This is a genomic window from Oscillibacter valericigenes (assembly GCF_021531435.1).
Lineage (GTDB): Bacteria > Bacillota > Clostridia > Oscillospirales > Oscillospiraceae > Oscillibacter > Oscillibacter valericigenes_B.
Window position 1 is genome coordinate 37,515 of sequence record NZ_JAFBIS010000001.1, and the last position, 15,988, is coordinate 53,502.

16 protein-coding genes are annotated in these 15,988 nt (G+C 62.1%); 11 read left to right on the top strand and 5 right to left on the bottom strand.

The window, feature by feature from the left end:
• Positions 1-15 precede the first annotated feature (15 nt).
• Together JQM68_RS00140 and xdh are read left to right on the top strand one after the other, a co-directional pair.
• Positions 16-648, top strand: coding sequence for a thiamine diphosphokinase (locus JQM68_RS00140; RefSeq protein ID WP_235220884.1), 633 nt, complete (start codon positions 16-18; stop codon positions 646-648).
• A gap of 143 nt (positions 649-791) precedes the next feature.
• Entirely contained in the window at positions 792-3,341 is a 2,550-nt protein-coding gene (gene xdh / locus JQM68_RS00145) for a selenium-dependent xanthine dehydrogenase (protein WP_235220885.1), read from the top strand.
• Positions 3,342-3,372: 31 nt separating this feature from the next.
• On the opposite strand, the gene JQM68_RS00150 is transcribed toward xdh, so the two are convergent.
• Positions 3,373-3,945, bottom strand: coding sequence for a nucleotidyltransferase family protein (locus JQM68_RS00150; RefSeq protein WP_235220886.1), 573 nt, complete (start codon positions 3,943-3,945; stop codon positions 3,373-3,375).
• 94 nt (positions 3,946-4,039) lie between these two features.
• Here JQM68_RS00150 and xdhA point away from each other — a divergent pair, with 94 nt between their 5' ends.
• From xdhA to JQM68_RS00175, 5 genes are all read left to right on the top strand, one after another.
• On the top strand, positions 4,040-6,334 hold the full coding sequence (gene xdhA / locus JQM68_RS00155; protein WP_235220887.1) for a xanthine dehydrogenase subunit XdhA: 2,295 nt from the start codon (positions 4,040-4,042) through the stop codon (positions 6,332-6,334).
• A gap of 15 nt (positions 6,335-6,349) precedes the next feature.
• Entirely contained in the window at positions 6,350-7,231 is an 882-nt protein-coding gene (xdhB, locus tag JQM68_RS00160) for a xanthine dehydrogenase subunit XdhB (protein ID WP_235220888.1), read from the top strand.
• Positions 7,231-7,740 carry a xanthine dehydrogenase subunit XdhC gene (gene xdhC / locus JQM68_RS00165; RefSeq protein ID WP_235220889.1) on the top strand — a complete coding sequence of 170 codons (510 nt, stop codon included), beginning with the start codon at positions 7,231-7,233 and terminating at the stop codon, positions 7,738-7,740. The genes xdhB and xdhC overlap by 1 nt, the downstream gene beginning before the upstream one ends.
• Positions 7,741-7,888: 148 nt before the next feature.
• Positions 7,889-8,539 carry a cytidylate kinase-like family protein gene (locus JQM68_RS00170; protein ID WP_235220890.1) on the top strand — a complete coding sequence of 217 codons (651 nt, stop codon included), beginning with the start codon at positions 7,889-7,891 and terminating at the stop codon, positions 8,537-8,539.
• 89 nt (positions 8,540-8,628) lie between these two features.
• A complete protein-coding gene (locus JQM68_RS00175; protein WP_235220891.1) occupies positions 8,629-9,759 on the top strand; it encodes a glycerate kinase family protein in 1,131 nt (376 codons plus the stop codon).
• A 30-nt stretch (positions 9,760-9,789) separates the two neighbouring features.
• Here the strand turns inward: JQM68_RS00175 and JQM68_RS00180 are convergent, their stop codons facing one another.
• Entirely contained in the window at positions 9,790-10,161 is a 372-nt protein-coding gene (locus tag JQM68_RS00180; protein ID WP_235220892.1) for a winged helix-turn-helix domain-containing protein, read from the bottom strand.
• Positions 10,162-10,263: 102 nt separating this feature from the next.
• Here JQM68_RS00180 and JQM68_RS00185 point away from each other — a divergent pair, with 102 nt between their 5' ends.
• Genes JQM68_RS00185 through JQM68_RS00195 form a run of 3 tightly spaced genes read left to right on the top strand, consistent with a single transcriptional unit; the run spans position 10,264 to position 12,122 of the window.
• Positions 10,264-11,292, top strand: coding sequence for an aldo/keto reductase (locus tag JQM68_RS00185; RefSeq protein ID WP_235220893.1), 1,029 nt, complete (start codon positions 10,264-10,266; stop codon positions 11,290-11,292).
• 10 nt (positions 11,293-11,302) lie between these two features.
• Positions 11,303-11,740 carry a WapI family immunity protein gene (locus JQM68_RS00190; RefSeq protein ID WP_235220894.1) on the top strand — a complete coding sequence of 146 codons (438 nt, stop codon included), beginning with the start codon at positions 11,303-11,305 and terminating at the stop codon, positions 11,738-11,740.
• Positions 11,741-11,750: 10 nt separating this feature from the next.
• Entirely contained in the window at positions 11,751-12,122 is a 372-nt protein-coding gene (locus tag JQM68_RS00195) for a hypothetical protein (RefSeq protein WP_235220895.1), read from the top strand.
• A gap of 55 nt (positions 12,123-12,177) precedes the next feature.
• On the opposite strand, the gene pckA is transcribed toward JQM68_RS00195, so the two are convergent.
• The 3 genes from pckA to rsmA all read right to left on the bottom strand — a co-directional run bounded on the left by pckA (position 12,178) and on the right by rsmA (position 15,192).
• Positions 12,178-13,746, bottom strand: a complete 1,569-nt coding sequence (pckA, locus tag JQM68_RS00200) for a phosphoenolpyruvate carboxykinase (ATP) (RefSeq protein WP_235220896.1) — start codon at positions 13,744-13,746, stop codon at positions 12,178-12,180.
• Positions 13,747-13,889: 143 nt separating this feature from the next.
• Entirely contained in the window at positions 13,890-14,336 is a 447-nt protein-coding gene (locus tag JQM68_RS00205; protein ID WP_235220897.1) for a GNAT family N-acetyltransferase, read from the bottom strand.
• Between the two features lie 4 nt (positions 14,337-14,340).
• The gene (gene rsmA, locus JQM68_RS00210; RefSeq protein ID WP_235220898.1) at positions 14,341-15,192 is read right to left on the bottom strand and encodes a 16S rRNA (adenine(1518)-N(6)/adenine(1519)-N(6))-dimethyltransferase RsmA; all 852 of its coding nucleotides are present in this window, start codon (positions 15,190-15,192) and stop codon (positions 14,341-14,343) included.
• Between the two features lie 104 nt (positions 15,193-15,296).
• Here rsmA and JQM68_RS00215 point away from each other — a divergent pair, with 104 nt between their 5' ends.
• Positions 15,297-15,983: a YjjG family noncanonical pyrimidine nucleotidase gene (locus JQM68_RS00215; protein ID WP_235220899.1), complete on the top strand. Its 687-nt coding sequence runs from the start codon at positions 15,297-15,299 to the stop codon at positions 15,981-15,983.
• Positions 15,984-15,988: the final 5 nt, after the last annotated feature.

Here is a 15,988-nt window from a genome sequence, read left to right on the forward strand (position 1 = left end):
GAAGGAGACTTTCCTATGAAACGCTGCTTCATTTTCGCCGCCGGCACCTTTTACGGCCTGCGGGAGCGCCCCGCCCCCGGCGACTTCGTTATCGCCGCCGACGCGGGTTACCGGACCTGCCAAAAGGCCGGCATCGTCCCGGACCTGCTGCTGGGAGACTTCGACTCCATGGAGCAGCCGGATTTCCCCAACATCCACCGTTCCCCGGTGGAGAAGGACGACACGGACACCATGCTGGCCGTCAAGACCGCTCTGGAGCAGGGCTGCGATACCGTGTACATCTACGGCGGCACCGGCGGCAAGCGGCTGGACCACACTCTGGCGAACCTCCAGACCCTGCTGTTTCTCCGCCGCCGGGGCGCCCGGGGCTACCTCTATGACGACGATTTTGTCTGGACGGTCATTGAGAACGAATCCCTCACCGTGGAAAAGACGGTGGAGTGGGGCCTGCTTTCCGCCTTTTGCCTGGGCGACAGGGCGGAGGGCATCGACGAGACGGGCTTCCAGTATCCCCTGTCCGATGCCGTTCTGACCCCGGAATTTCCCCTGGGCGTCAGCAACCACATCATGGAGCCCACGGCCACCGTCCGCGTCCGAAAGGGCGTTCTTGCCGTAGGCTGGCAGCTTCCGACGTTATCCTCTATATAGCATAACGCTTCGCACAAACAATGATTGCATGGACCTGAAATTTATTGTATAATGAGCAAAACGGGAAAGGTTGACCTTTCCTAAAAAATTCCAACAGACCGTGGGACCAGCGTTGGGCACGGCAGCCAAGGAGGTAATGATTCATGGCGGTATTTACCGTAAACGGCAAGACCGTGACTGTCGAAAAGAATCAAAAGCTGATCCGCTTTCTGCGGGATGAACTGCGTCTCACCAGTGTGAAGGACGGCTGCAGCGAGGGCGCCTGCGGCACCTGCACCGTTCTCATCGACGGCAAGGCCACCCGGGCCTGCATCCCCCAGACCGACAAGCTGGAGGGAAAGTCCATCGTCACGGTGGAGGGCCTGTCGGACTTTGAAAAAGAGGTCTATACATACGCGTTCGGTCACGCCGGCGCCGTCCAGTGCGGCTTCTGCATTCCCGGCATGGTGATGTGCGCCAAGGGTTTGCTGGACGTGAACCCGGTGCCCACCCGGGAGGATGCCGCTTTCGCCATCCGCAACAATATCTGCCGCTGCACCGGCTATGTGAAGATCATCGACGCCATTCTGATGGCGGCGGAGCTGTTCCGGGACGGTAAAATTCCAGAAGAGCCCGCCGACTGGTCCCTGGGCCAGCGCGTCCCCCGGGTGGATGTGGCGGAGAAGGTCACCGGCACCGGCCAATACCCCGACGATATTTACCTGGACGGCATGATCTACGGCAGCGCCGTCCGCTCCCAGTATCCCCGGGCCCGGGTCCTTGCCATCCACACCGAGGAGGCGAAAGCTCTGCCCGGCGTGGTGGGTGTGTTCACCGCCGCCGACGTTCCCGGAAGCAACAAGGTAGGCCACCTGAAAAAGGACTGGGACACCATGATCGCCGTGGGCGACATTACCCACTATTTAGGCGACGCCGTCTGCCTGGTGGCCGCCGAGACCCCCGAAATTCTGGCACAGGCGAAAGCCCTGGTCAAGGTCGATTACGAGGAGCTCCCCATGGTCCGCAGCCCCCGGGAGGCCATGCTTCCCGACGCGCCCCTGGTCCATAAGGAGGGCAACTTGCTGGCCCATAAGCACATCCAGCGGGGCAATCCCGCCATGGCCATCGCCAAGAGCAAGCATATCCTGACCCAGCGGTTCTCCACCCCCTGGACGGAGCACGCCTTCCTGGAGCCGGAGTGCGCTGTGGCCTATCCCGATGAAGACGGCGTGATGGTCCTCTCCACGGACCAGGGCGCCTATGACACCCAGCATGAGATCATGGGCATGCTGGGCCTGAGCGCCGAAAAGGTGAAGGTCCGCAACTGTCTGGTGGGCGGCGGCTTCGGCGGCAAGGAGGATGTGACCGTCCAGCACCACGCCGCCCTGATCGCGTACCTCACCAAGCGGCCCGTGAAGGTCAAGCTGACCCGTGCCGAGAGCATTCTCATCCACCCAAAGCGCCACCCTATGGAGATGGAGTTTGCCCTGGGCTGCGATGAGAACGGCATTATCCAGGGCGTGGTGGCGGAGGTCATCGCCGACACCGGCGCCTACGCATCTCTGGGCGGCCCGGTGCTGGAGCGCGCCTGCACCCACGCCGCCGGCCCCTATAACTATCAGAACTTCGAGATCGACGGCTGGGCCTACTACACCAACAATCCCCCCGCCGGCGCCTTCCGGGGCTTCGGCGTGACCCAGACCTGCTTCTGCATTGAGACGCTCTTAAACCAGATGGCGGACATCGTGGGCATTTCCCCCTGGGAGATCCGCTACCGCAACGCCATCCGCCCCGGCCAGGAGCTGCCCAACGGCCAGATCGTGGACGATTCTACCGGCCTGGTGGAGACCCTGGAGGCGGTGAAGCCCTATGTGGACGCCCATAAGTATGTGGGCCTGGCCTGCGCCATGAAGAACGCGGGCGTGGGCGTGGGCATCCCGGATACCGGCCGTGTCCGGCTGGTGGTCCGGGACGGTAAGCTCCACATCCTGGCGGGTGCCTCCTGCATCGGCCAGGGCCTCGGCACCGTCCTGACCCAGATGGTCTGCGACCAGACGGGCCTGAACCGGGAAGATGTGGTCTACGAGCGTTCCAATACCTACAATTCCCCCGATTCCGGCACTACCTCCGGTTCCCGCCAGACGCTGTTCACCGGCGAAGCCTGCCGCCGCGCCTGCCAGAACCTGAAGGAAGCACTAAAGGAAAAATCCTTGACAGAACTTGACGGACAGGAGTTTTACGGCGAGTATCTGGGCAAAACGGACCCTCTGGGCGCCGACGTGCCCAACCCCGTCAGTCACATCGCCTACGGCTATGCCACCCAGGTCTGCATCCTGGACGAGGAGGGCAAAATTGAGCAGATCATCGCCGCCCACGACGTGGGCAAGGCGGTGAACCCCCTGTCCGTGGAGGGCCAGATCGAAGGCGGCGTGGTCATGTCCATGGGCTTTGCCCTGACGGAGCGCTATCCCCTGACGGACTGCAAGCCCACCGCCAAATACGGCACCCTGGGCCTGTTCCGGGCCAATCAAATTCCGGAGATCACGCCTATCATCATCGAGAAGCAGGGCCTGAACGTGGCCTGCGGCGCCATCGGCATCGGCGAGATCACCTCCATCCCCACGGCCCCCGCCATCGCGGACGCCTATTACCGCTATGACGGCAAGCTCCGCACCAGTCTGCCGCTGGAGAACACCCCGTACACCCGTAAATAAGCAAAAAACCGGCGGGGCACCGCCCCGCCGCTTATTCCTGTTCCAATTCTTCCAGCGCCCGAACTGTGTCCACATCGTACAGCTCGGCGTCGTCCACTTCCAGCAGGATCAAATCCTCTTCGTGATGCCGGATGACGGCGTTCCCGCCGCGGTCCTCCCGCAGCTCCAGCAGCTCCGGGAAAAACCGGGCGGGGAAGAGGCAGGGATTGCCCCGGACACCGCCGTGGCCCAGGGCCGCGATCTTGTCCGGATGCCGTGCCCACAGCTCCGCCAGCTCTTTGACGGATTCCCGCCGCAGCAGCGGCTGGTCGGACACCAGGAACAGCACCCCATCGCAGTCCCGCAGCTCCGTCAGCCCCAGCTGGATGGTGTGGCTGATGCCGAAGTCGGGATGTTCATTGCGGATAGCTGTAAAGTGAAATTCCTGTGCAAGCGCTGCGATCTCCGGATATTGCGTCACGACCGCCACCGTGTCGAACACCTCGTCCGGCACCGCTTCCAATGTTCGCTGGATGAGGCTCTTTCCCCGGAACCGGGCCGCCAGCTTGTTTTCTCCAAACCGCCGGGCATTGCCCGCGGCCATCACCACACAACCAAGTTTCATCAGAACACCCCTGTTTTTTTCTTTGACTTCAGTATATCCGCTTTCGCCCCCATAAGTCAATCCGGGGCGAGATTTCAATAAGGAGGGCTGCCATATGAGCAAATGCGTCGGCAAAAGCGTGACCCGGGTAGACGCCTACGAAAAGGCAACCGGCCGCGCGAAGTACATGGATGACCTGTGCGGCCGGGAGGCATTGATCGCGAAAGTCTGCCATTCCACCATCGCCCACGGCTTTGTGAAATCCATCGACACCGCCGAGGCGGAGGCCGTTCCCGGCGTGGTCCGGGTCCTGACCTGCTTTGATGTCCCTGATCTCCCGTTCCCCACGGCGGGCCATCCCTGGTCCACGGACCCCGCCCACCAGGATGTGGCGGACCGCCTGCTGCTGAACCGCCATGTGCGGTACTACGGCGACGATGTGGCCGTGGTCATCGCGGAGAACGAGGTGGCGGCGGCCCAGGCTGTCCGGGCGCTGAAAGTGGAGTACGAGGAGCTGCCTTTCGTGCTGGATGTGCAGAAGGCCATGGAGCCGGACGCCTCCCAGATCCACGAGGAGTTTCCCGGCAATGTGCTAAAGCACACCGACATCCGCAAGGGCAATTACGAAGAAGCCCGGAAGGAGCCGGGCCTCATCAAGGTCGAGGGCTGGTACGATACCCCCACGGTCCAGCACTGCCACATCGAAAACCACGGCTGCTTTGCCTACATGGAAGCGGGCCGGGTGGTGGTGGTCAGCTCCACCCAGATTCCCCACATCGTCCGCCGGGTAGTGGGGCAGGCCCTGGGGATCCCCTGGGGCAAGGTCCGTCTCATCAAGCCCTACATCGGCGGAGGCTTCGGCAACAAGCAGGACGCCCTGTATGAGCCTCTGTGCGCTTGGTGCAGCACCCAGGTGGGCGGCCGCTTGGTGAAGCTGGAGTGCGCGAGAGAGGAGACTTTTGTTTCCAACCGTGTCCGCCACGCCATCCGCACCCATATCATTTCCTACGTCCGGCCCGACGGTACCCTGGTGGCCCGGAAGTTCGAGGCCTTCAGCAACCAGGGCGCCTACGCCTCCCACGGCCACGGCGTGGTGGCCAAGGGCATGGGCGCGTTCCCCCAGCTCTATCCCTGCGACAACCTGGAGTGCGACTGCTGGACGGTGTTTACCAACCGCCCCGCCGCCGGCGCCATGCGGGGCTACGGCATCCCCCAGGCCATGTTCGCCGGGGAAAGCCATATCGACGATATCTGCAAGGCCATTGGCATGGCTCCGCTGGAATTCCGGCGGAAGAACCTGATGCCCGTGGGCTACGTGGACGGCTTCTCCAAGAATGAGCTGTACACAGACACCTTCAACCAGTGTCTGGAAAAGGGCATGGCGGCCATTGACTATGAGCGTAAAGTCGCCGAATACCAGAATCAGACCGGTCCTATCCGTAAAGGAATTGGCCTTGCCATGTTCTGGTACAACACGGCTGTATGGCCTATCTCCCTGGAGTCCTCCTCCTGCCGCATGGTGCTGAACCAGGACGGCTCCCTCCAGTTCCAGACCGGCGAGACGGAGATCGGCCAGGGCTGCGACACCGCCTATTCCCAGATGGTGGCGGACGCGGTGGGCATCCCCCTGGAGGACGTCCACGTGGTCTCCACCCAGGACACCGACGTGACCCCCTTCGGCACCGGCGCTTACGCCTCCCGACAGACCTACATCGGCAGCTTCAGCATCATGCAGACCGCTCAGGCCCTCCGGGAGCGCATCCTGGACATCGCCCATCAGCAGACCCGTATGCCCGTTTCCAACCTGGACTTGGTGGACGGCCAGATCGTCCGCAAGTCCGACGGCCGCGTCCTGAAATCCCTGGGCGACCTGGCGACGGAGAGCCTGTACTCTCTGGAGCACAGCCAGCACATCACCGCCGAGACCACGGCCCAGATCAAGTCCAACGCCTACTCCTTCGGCTGCTCCTTTGCCGAGGTGGAAGTGGACATTCCAATGTGTAAAGTAAAACTCCTGAACATCATCAACGTCCACGACTGCGGCCGCCTCATCAATCCCGCTCTGGCGGAGGCCCAGGTCCACGGCGGCATGTCCATGGCCATCGGCTACGGCCTCAGCGAGGAACTGAAATTTGACGAAAAGACCGGCAAGCCTCTGAACAACAACCTACTGGACTACAAGCTGTCTACATTCATGGACCATCCCACGCTCCAGGCGGAGTTCGTGGAGAATGTGGAGCCCACGGCGCCCTACGGCACTAAGGCCCTGGGCGAGCCCCCGGCCTGCTCTCCCGCTCCGGCCATCCGCAACGCCATTTTGAATGCTACCGGGGTCGCCATCGACCAGTGCCCCATCACGCCCCACGTCCTCTACCGGAAGTTCAAAGAGGCCGGGCTCATTACCGACTAAAGGAGGGAACAGGTTATGTATGATATGAAAGCGCTCTACCAGGCAAAAAACGTTGCCGACGCCGTTGCCCTCCGTGTGGCCCACCCCGAGGCCCAGATCATCGCCGGTGGCTCCGACGTGCTGGTGCAGATGCGGGAAGGGAAGCGGGCTGGCGTGGAGCTGATTTCCATTCAGGGCCTGAACGAGCTCCGGGGCGTGTCCCTGGAGGCTGACGGCACCCTGCGCATCGGCTCCCTCACCAGCTTCTCCCACATCACCCGGGACCCCCTCATCCAGAAATACATCAACGTTCTGGGCGAGGCCGTGGACCAGGTGGGCGGCCCCCAGATCCGGAACATCGGCACCATCGGCGGCAACACCTGCAACGGCGTCACCTCCGCCGACTCCGCCTCTACCCTCCATGCCTATGACGCCATCGTGGAGCTGACCGGCCCGGACGGTGTCCGCCGGCTGCCCATCCACGATTTCTATATCCGGGCGGGCAAGGTGGACATCCGGGAGGGGGAAATTCAAACCGCCATCCTGATCCCAAAAGATAGTTATAGTAACACTTTTGGCCACTATATTAAGTATGCGATGCGCAACGCCATGGACATCGCCACACTGGGCACCTCTGTCAACGTCCGGCTCTCCGCCGACAAGAAGACGGTGGAGCGGGCCCGGGTAGCCTTCGGCGTGGCGGGCCCCGTGCCTCTGCGGGCAAAAACCGCTGAGGCTGCAGCGGCAGGGAAGCCTGTCAGCCTGGAGCTGGCGGAGGCTTTCTCCCAGGCGGTGAAGGAGGACATCAATCCCCGGGACTCCTGGCGTGCCGCCAAGGACTTCCGAATGCACATCGCGGTGGAGAGCGCGAAGCGCGCCTTCATTGAATCCGTGAAACTGGCGGGAGGTGCGCTGTAATGGAAAAGCACGTCATGCAGTATCAGACCGTCCATTTTAACCTCAACGGCAAGGACGTGGAGCGGACGGTGGATGTCCGGGCCAGCCTGACCGACATGCTTCGCAATGACTTTCGGATGACCTCCGTGAAGAAGGGTTGCGAGGTAGGGGAGTGCGGCGCCTGCAACGTCCTCATCGACGGCGAGGCCTTCAACTCCTGCATTTACCTGGCTGTCTGGGCCGAGGGCAAGTACATCCGCACCCTGGAGGGACTGCTGGGCCCCAACGGTGAGCTGAGCGACATCCAGCAGGCCTTCGTGGACGAGGCCGCCATCCAGTGCGGCTTCTGCACGCCGGGCTTCATCCTGACGGCGGTGGAGATTTTGGAGAGCGGCAAGGAGTACACCGACGCCGAACTGCGGAAGCTCCTGTCCGGCCACCTGTGCCGCTGCACCGGGTATGAGAACATCCTCCGGGCGGTGAAAAAGACCATGTATAAGCGGCTGGGTAAGCCCATGCCGGAAGCGTAAAACATGACCGGGACGCGGCTGCGTCCCGGTTTTTATTTGACGGTTTTGCCCGGAGGTGCTATAATTATCTCAACAAAGACCGCCCTGTCCGTCCCTCCGTTTAGGGGACAGCGCGGTTGTAGGCATATCACAGAAGGAGGGTTTTATTATGAAAACCATTATTACGATTGGCCGTCAGTTCGGCAGCGGCGGTAAGGAAATCGGCATCCGCGTTGCTAAGGAATTGGGGATTCCGTTTTACGATAAGGAGCTTCTCCAGGAGGCCGCCAAGAAGAGCGGTCTGTGCGAGAAGATTTTTGAAAACTTTGACGAGCGTCCCAAGAGCCTGCTGTATTCTATCGCCATGGACTCCTACATGTTCGCCCTGCCCGGCACCGGCGCGGGGGATTCTCTGGAGCAGCAGGTGTACCTGGCCACCTTTGATACCATTCGCCACATCGCGGCCCAGGGCCCCTGCGTGATGATCGGCCGCTGCGCGGACTACGCTCTGGCGGACGACCCCAATCACCTGAGCCTGTTTATCCACGCCCCCATGGACGTGCGTATCCAGCGTGTTGCCAAGCGGCAGAATATCTCCCCGGAGGAGGCCCGCAAGCTCATCATCAAGACTGATAAGCGCCGCGCTTCCTATTACGAGTATTACTCCTCCCAGAAGTGGGGCGCGGTGGAGAGCTACGACTTCTGCCTGGACTCCAGCTACTTAGGACTGGGCGGTACCGTGGAGCTGATTCAGGCTATGGTGGCCCACAAGGAGCATCCCATCCCCAGCCCCACCGAGGAAGACCCCACCCAGAAATAAATGCAAAAATCGGGCCGGACAGGTCCGATTTTTTTGCGCTGAGACTTCGCACATGGTATACTGTTCCCATCAGCCAAGGAGGGGCCGCCATGAAAAAATGCATCGTCATCTCGGATTCTTTTAAAGGAACGTTGTCTACGCTGGACATCTGCGCCATCGCCCGGGAGGTGTTTCCGGCCCATTTCCCGGACTGTGAGCTGGTGACCCTCCCGGTGGCCGATGGGGGAGAGGGCACTGTGGCCTGTTTTCTGGAGGCTCTCCAGGCCCAGCCGGTAACGGTCTCCATCTCCGGGCCCTTTGGGGAGCCGATCCAAGCGGTTTACGCCCGTAAAAATTCACTGGCCGTCATCGAAATGGCTTCCGCCGCCGGACTGCCTCTGGCGGGGGAGCGGCGGGACCCGGAGACCGCCACCACCTACGGCGTGGGCCAGCTCATCCGCCACGCGGTGGAGCAGGGCTGCACGGACATCCTGTTGGGTCTGGGCGGCAGCGCCACCAACGACGGCGGCTGCGGCTGCGCCGCGGCCCTGGGCACCTGTTTTTTCGACGCGGCGGGCAATTCCTTTGTTCCTGTGGGCGGCACTCTGGCGGACATTGCCCATATCGACGTCAGGGAAAGATGCCGTCTGCTGGAAAACGTCCGTGTCACCGTTATGTGCGACGTGGAAAATCCGCTGTTTGGCCCCAACGGAGCTGCTTGGGTGTTCGGCCCCCAGAAGGGCGCCGATGACGCCATGGCCGCCCGGTTAGATGACGGGCTCCGTCATTTGGATGCGGCCTTTCAGCAGGACCTGGGGCTGCACCTGGCGGACCTCCCCGGCGCGGGGGCGGCGGGCGGCATGGGCGCGGGCAGCATCGCGTTTCTGGGCGGCACCCTGCGCTCCGGCATCGAAGCAGTGCTGGACGCCGTGGATTTTGACCGCCGGCTGGACGGCGCCGACCTGGTCATCACCGGCGAGGGCCGCATCGACGCCCAGAGCGTCCAGGGCAAGGTCATCTCCGGCATCGCCAGGCGAACCGCACCCCGGAACATTCCGCTGGTGGCCATTGTGGGCGGCATCGGCCCCGGCGCGGAGGCGGCTTACCGTTTGGGACTGACGGCTATGTTTTCCATCAACCGGGCGGCGGAGTCCTTTGCGGAGAGCGCGCCCAGGAGCGCGGAGAATTACCGCCGCACCCTGGCTGACCTGCTGCGCCTGATCAAAGCCATGGAAACGTGAAAAACGGGACTGCGGATGCAGTCCCGTTCTTTATTCCGATTTCTCCAGCTCCGGGAAGAATCCGAACGCCTCGTCGAATTTTCCCCGTGCGTATTGGTCCACATCCGCCTGATAATCCCGGTAGGCCGCCAGTATCCGCTCGGCCTCGGGGGTCAGCACCGCTCCGCCGCCGTGCTGACCGCCGACGGTGGACTCCAGCAGCTTGCAGCCGAACACATCCTCCGCCGTGCGGATGATGCGCCAGGCCTTGGAATAGGCCATTTCCATAGACACGGCGGCGGCCCGGAGGGAACGGTGCTCCCGCACCCGCTCCAGCAGCGTAGCGATGCCTGGCCCGAAGCACCGCTGGTTGTCGTCGGTGAACAGGCGGATAGTCAATTTCAGATGCAGTTCTTTTTTCATGCCGCGCCTCCCGTGCTTTTTTCTCATTTTACCACATCCGTTCTGATTTGCAAACGGTGGAAAATGTGCTACAATGAAAAAAATGTATCGGGAGGAAAGAATATGGAGAAAATCAGACTGGGCCGCACGGAGCTGTGGGTCACCAAGACCGCTTTCGGCGCCCTGCCTATCCAGCGGATTTCCAAGGCCGACGCGGTGCACCTGGTCCGCCGTGCCGTGGACGCGGGCATCAACTATTTTGACACCGCCAACGCCTATACCGACAGCGAGGAAAAGCTGGGCGAGGCCCTGGAGGGCATCCGCCAGAACGTGGTGATCTCCACCAAGAGCGCTGCCGCGGACAAGGCCACGGCCCTCCGCCATATTGAGGAGAGCCTGCGCCGCCTGCGGACGGATTATATAGACCTGTTCCAGTTCCACAACCCTGCCGTCCTGCCGGACCCCAACGACCCCAACGGCGCCTTTGCCGCCGCTCTGGAGATGAAGGAGAAGGGCTATATCCGGCACATCGGCATCACGAACCACCGGCCCAAGGTGGCTCAGGCGGCCATCGAATCCGGGAATTTCGAGACGCTGCAGTTCCCCTTCTGTTACCTTGCCACGGACACGGATTTCGCCCTGGTGGAGGGCTGCCGACAGGCCGACATGGGCTACATCGCCATGAAGGGACTCTCCGGCGGCCTGCTGAACAACGCCGCCGCCTGCTACGCTTTCATGGCCCAGTATGACAACGTGGTGCCCATCTGGGGCATCCAGCATGAGTGGGAGCTGGACCAGTGGATCGAGCTGACGAAGAACCCGCCCGCCCTGACCGACGAACTGAAAGCCGTCATTGAGCACGACCGCAAGGAGCTGGCGGGCAGCTTCTGCCGCAGCTGCGGCTACTGCCTGCCCTGCGCCGCGAATATCGACATTCCCCAGTCCGCCCGGATGAGCGCCCTGCTCCGCCGGTCGCCCTACCAGAAATATATGACGGAGGAATGGTACGAGAAAATGCACCGCATCGAGAACTGCCTCCACTGTGACGCCTGCAAGAGCCGCTGCCCCTACGGTCTGGACACCCCGGCTCTGCTCCAGCAGCAGCTTCTGGATTACGACGCGTTCTACGCCGAACACCATAACGACAAATAAGGAGAGTACCATGCTTTTCAAGAATGAAGAAGCCAGTTTGAAGCTGGACATTGTGAACTACGAATTTCCCCCCGACGGCGGCGACCCCACCAGCGACGACCGCAACTGGCTGGTCCTCCGGGCCACCTGGACCCAGGAGGACGGCCATGTGGTAAAGGACTCCAACAGCTGCCTTTTGACCTACGAGCTGCGGGAGATGACCGCCGGGCTGAAAGTGCTGAACGCGGGCATCAAGAGCGAGTACGCCAGCGCCTTTGTGGAGCCCTATTTCGAGCTGGCGGCCCAGGCCGACGGCGACGACTTCCAGGTGGATGTGTCCTTCTTCCTGCCAAACACCATGGACGGCGACGACACCGCCGAGGTGACCTGCGCCATGACCAAGGCGGACATGACCGCCCTCATCGATGAGCTGGACAAGCTCTGCGCCAAATTCCCCGACCGGGCCTGAGGAGCGCGCCATGCTGGAATTGCTGCATCAGGTGCCCCTGTTCGTCTGGATGCCGGAGGAGGGGCAGGAGACCCTCTCCAACTGCTTTGACCTTTGCGTAGAGGAATTGAAGGCAGGGGAGACCCGGTCAACGGAGGAGCGCATCGGCTGCCTGCTCCGGGGAAAAGCTGACTTCCGGAGAGACGATGGCTCCCGCACCTTGGCACCGGGGGATGTGTTCGCCCTGGACCGGGACAGAAATCCGCTTCCCGGCGTCCTGACGGCGGGGGAGGACTGTGCCGTGGCCTGGTTCCGTGAGGATTTGGTTCTCCATGTCTGCTACCGGGCCTGCTGGTTCCACGCCCGGCTCATCCAGGAGATCGACCGCAATTTGAATGAATAAACGAAGGAGGCCGTCCCGAAAGGGACGGCCTCCTGATTTACAGTACGGAGAAACCTTACTCCGCCTTGGGACCGGCGGCGACCACTTCTGCGCTCATGTGGGTGTACTTCTTGAAGTTCTCCACAAAGCTCTTGGCCAGCTTCTGGCAGCTTGCCTGATAAGCGGCCTTGTCCTCCCAGGTGTTCTCGGGGATCAGCAGCTCAGAGGGCACGCCCTCGATGGCGGTGGGCACCTGGACGCCGAAGGTGGGGTCGGTGACGAACTCGCCCTGCTCGATAGCGCCGGTGAGGGCGGCGGTGACCATGGCGCGGGTGTAGCTCAGCTTCATCCGCTTGCCGGTGCCGTTCCAGCCGGTGTTGACCAGATAGACGTGGGCGCCGGACTTCTCCACCTTCTCCGCCAGCATAGCGGCGTAGACAGAGGGGTCCAGAGGCAGGAAGGGCTCGCCGAAGCAGGTGGAGAAGGTGGGCACGGGTTCGGTGATGCCGATCTCGGTGCCGGCTACCTTGCTGGTGAAGCCGGAGACGAAGTAGTACATGGCCTGGTTCTTGTCCAGCTTGGAGATGGGAGGCAGCACGCCGTAGGCGTCGGCAGTCAGGAAGATGACGGTCTTGGGCACGCTGGGGCTCATGCCGGACAGCTCCGCATTGGGGATGTACTCCACGGGATAGCCCACGCGGGAGTTGACGGCCAGGGAGTCGTCGTCGAAGTCGAACTCCCGGGTCTCATCGTCCATGACAACATTTTCCACCAGAGCGCCGAACTTGATGGCGTTGTAGATCTCGGGCTCGCCCTCGGGACTGAGGTTGATGCACTTTGCATAGCAGCCGCCCTCGAAGTTGAACACGGAATCGTCGGCCCAGCCGTGCTCGTCGTCGCCGATGAGCATCCGGTTGGGGTCGGCGGACAGGGTGGTTTTGCCGGTACCGGACAGGCCGAAGAACACGGCGGAGTCACCGTCCTTGCCGATGTTGGCGGAGCAGTGCATGGGGAACACGCCCATCTTGGGCAGGACGTAGTTCATGACGGAGAAGACGGACTTCTTGATCTCACCGGCGTACTGGGTGCCGCAGATGACCACCAGCTTCTCCTCATAGTCCACCAGGATAGCAGCCTCGGAGCGGGTGCCGTCGATCTCAGGAATGCACTTGAAGCCGGGGGCGGCGATGATGGTGTAGTCGATCTTGAAGTTCTCCAGCTGCTCGGCGGTGGGACGACGCAGCAGCTGGTGGATGAACAGGTTCTGAGAGGCCAGCTCGTTAACGATGCGGAAGGACTGGGTGTACTTGGGGTCTGCGCCGGCAAAGCCGTCGAAAATGAAGATCTCCTTGCCCTGGAGGTAGGCGATGACCTTGCTCTTGATGGCGTCGAACTTAGCCTTCTCGATGGGACGGTTCACCTTGCCCCAGGCGATCTCGTCATGGACGGCGGGAGTGTCCACGATGAACTTGTCGTTGGCGCTGCGGCCGGTGTACTTGCCGGTCTTGACCACCAGCGCGCCGGTGTTGCTGAGTTTGCCCTCGCCGCGGCGCAGGGCGTGCTCCGTCAGCTCGGCGGGGGTCAGGTTGCGGTAGACAGCGGAGGCATTGATGATGCCCAGAGCTTCCAGACCATAAGTTTTCATGATATTGTTCCTCCTTAGAAATGATGAGTGGCGGCGGAGCATGGCAGATACCGGGGGAAAGCCCCACAGCCGATTAAAACGATATTAAGCATATTCTACATGATTTTCCCGGGAAAGGCAAGTGGACCTTTTCAAGGAATGATTTACCGTTTCAGGATCAATTCCTGCACCGGACTTCCGAACTCCTCGGTCAGCTTTCCCTCGGAGAATCCCAGCCGTTTATAAAAGGCTCTTGCCGCGATCCCCGCCGGGACGCCCTCCCGGTATGTGGTGACCACGATGTCTCTTCCCGGCTCCATGAAGGTCAGCATGAGGTTGACCATGTTTTCCGCGATGTGCTGCCTGCGGTATACGGGATCGACGGCCAGAAAGCAAAGCATACTGTTTTCCTTGGAAAAGAGGAGCGCCCCAACGACACGGCCGCCGTCTTTCGCGCAGACGGCGGAATCCCTGGCCATAAACGCCAGGACGGTATCCCTGTGCTCCGCCATCCCTTCCACAGTTTCAAGTCCGGGGAAGTCGTCTTTGACCTGCTCCACCAGCTCCATCCAACCGTCTATGTCGCGGGCCCTGCCAAGTTCGATTTTCATACGATTACGCATTTCCCAGCTCGTCGGACAGCCGCGCCAGGTCCTCCAGCGTCAGTGCCTCGCCCCGGATGGTGGCAGGAAGGCCGCAGGCTTCGATGGCCTCCTGAATGGCCGCCTTGTCCCGCCTGAGGGCGGCGGCCAGGCTGTTGGCCAGGGTTTTCCGCCGCAGCAGGAAGGCTCCCCGCAGGCACCGGAAGAAAAAGTCCTCGTCCCGCACGGAGACCGGCGGCTTCTCCCGCCGGACGCACCGCAGCACGGCGGAGGTCACCTTGGGGGCGGGCAGGAACTTCTCCCGGGGCACGTCGAAGAGGTACTCCGTCTCCATGTAGTATTGCAGGAACATGGAGAAGGACCCGCCGTCGGAAGACCCCTGGGGGGCCGCCAGCCGCTGGGCGACCTCTTTCTGGATGAGCACGGTAATGGCCTCAAAGCAGGGCGTCTCGACGAGCTTTGTCAGCACCGGCGTGGTGATGTTGTAGGGGAGGTTGGCGCACACGATGGGCCGCAGCCCCTGAAATTTTTCCGCCGCCAGCGCCTCCAGGTCCAGTTTCATCACGTCCCCCGGCACGATCTCCACGTTGGGGTAGGGGGCCATGGTCTCCGCCAGCACAGGCAGCAGGGACTTGTCCAGCTCCACGGACACGACTTTGCCCGCCCGCTGGGCCAGCTCCGCCGTCAGGGGGCCGATGCCCGGGCCGATCTCCAGCACGCCGCAGCCCTCGTCCGCCTGGGACGATGCCGCGATGTCGTAGGGCACCTGGGGGTCGATGAGGAAATTCTGCCCCATGGATTTAGAAAAATGGAATCCGTGCCGCCCCAGCAGCTCCCGGATGGTATCGTAATCGCAGAGATTCATGGCAACCCCGCCTTTTCGTAAAGTGAAGACAGTATATCAAAAAAACATGGATTTGAAAACCCCGGTGATGTAGAATGGATGCATCACCTGTAAAGGAGCCCGCCATGCTGACCAACATCTTCTTCGACCTGGACAACACCCTGCTGGATTTCGACGGGGGAGAGGCCCACGCCCTGTCCCGCGCCCTCCGGCAATTTGGGGTAGACCCCACGCCAGCCGTTCTGGACCGCTACCATGCCATCAACCTCAGCCAGTGGGAACTGCTGGAGGAGGGAAAGCTCACGAAAGACCAGGTCCTGACCCGCCGCTTCGACCTCCTGTTCGCGGAGCTGGGCGCCGCCTGCGACAGCCGGGCGGTTTGCGATCGGTACGAGGGCTTTCTGGCGGAGGAGCACGGCTTCGTCCCCGGCGCCCGGGGGCTGCTGGAGGCTTTGGCACCCCGGTACAGCCTGTACTTGGCCACCAACGGCGCGGCGGCGGTCCAGCGCCGCCGTCTGGCGGACGCGGGTATCCTCCCGTATTTCCGGAACATTTTCATCTCCGAGGAAGTGGGCTTCCACAAGCCCAGCCCCGCCTTTTTCCGCGCCTGCTTCGCCGCCATTCCCGGGTTTGACCCGGCTTCGGCCCTGATGGTGGGGGACAGCCTGACCGCCGACATCCGGGGCGGCCGGGACGCGGGCCTGCGCACCTGCTGGCTGAACCGTATGGGCCGCCCCCGCCGCCCGGATATTGTGCCGGACTACATCGTCACCGCTCTGGACCAGCTTTCGGTCCTGCTGGAAACGCTCTGAAAAAA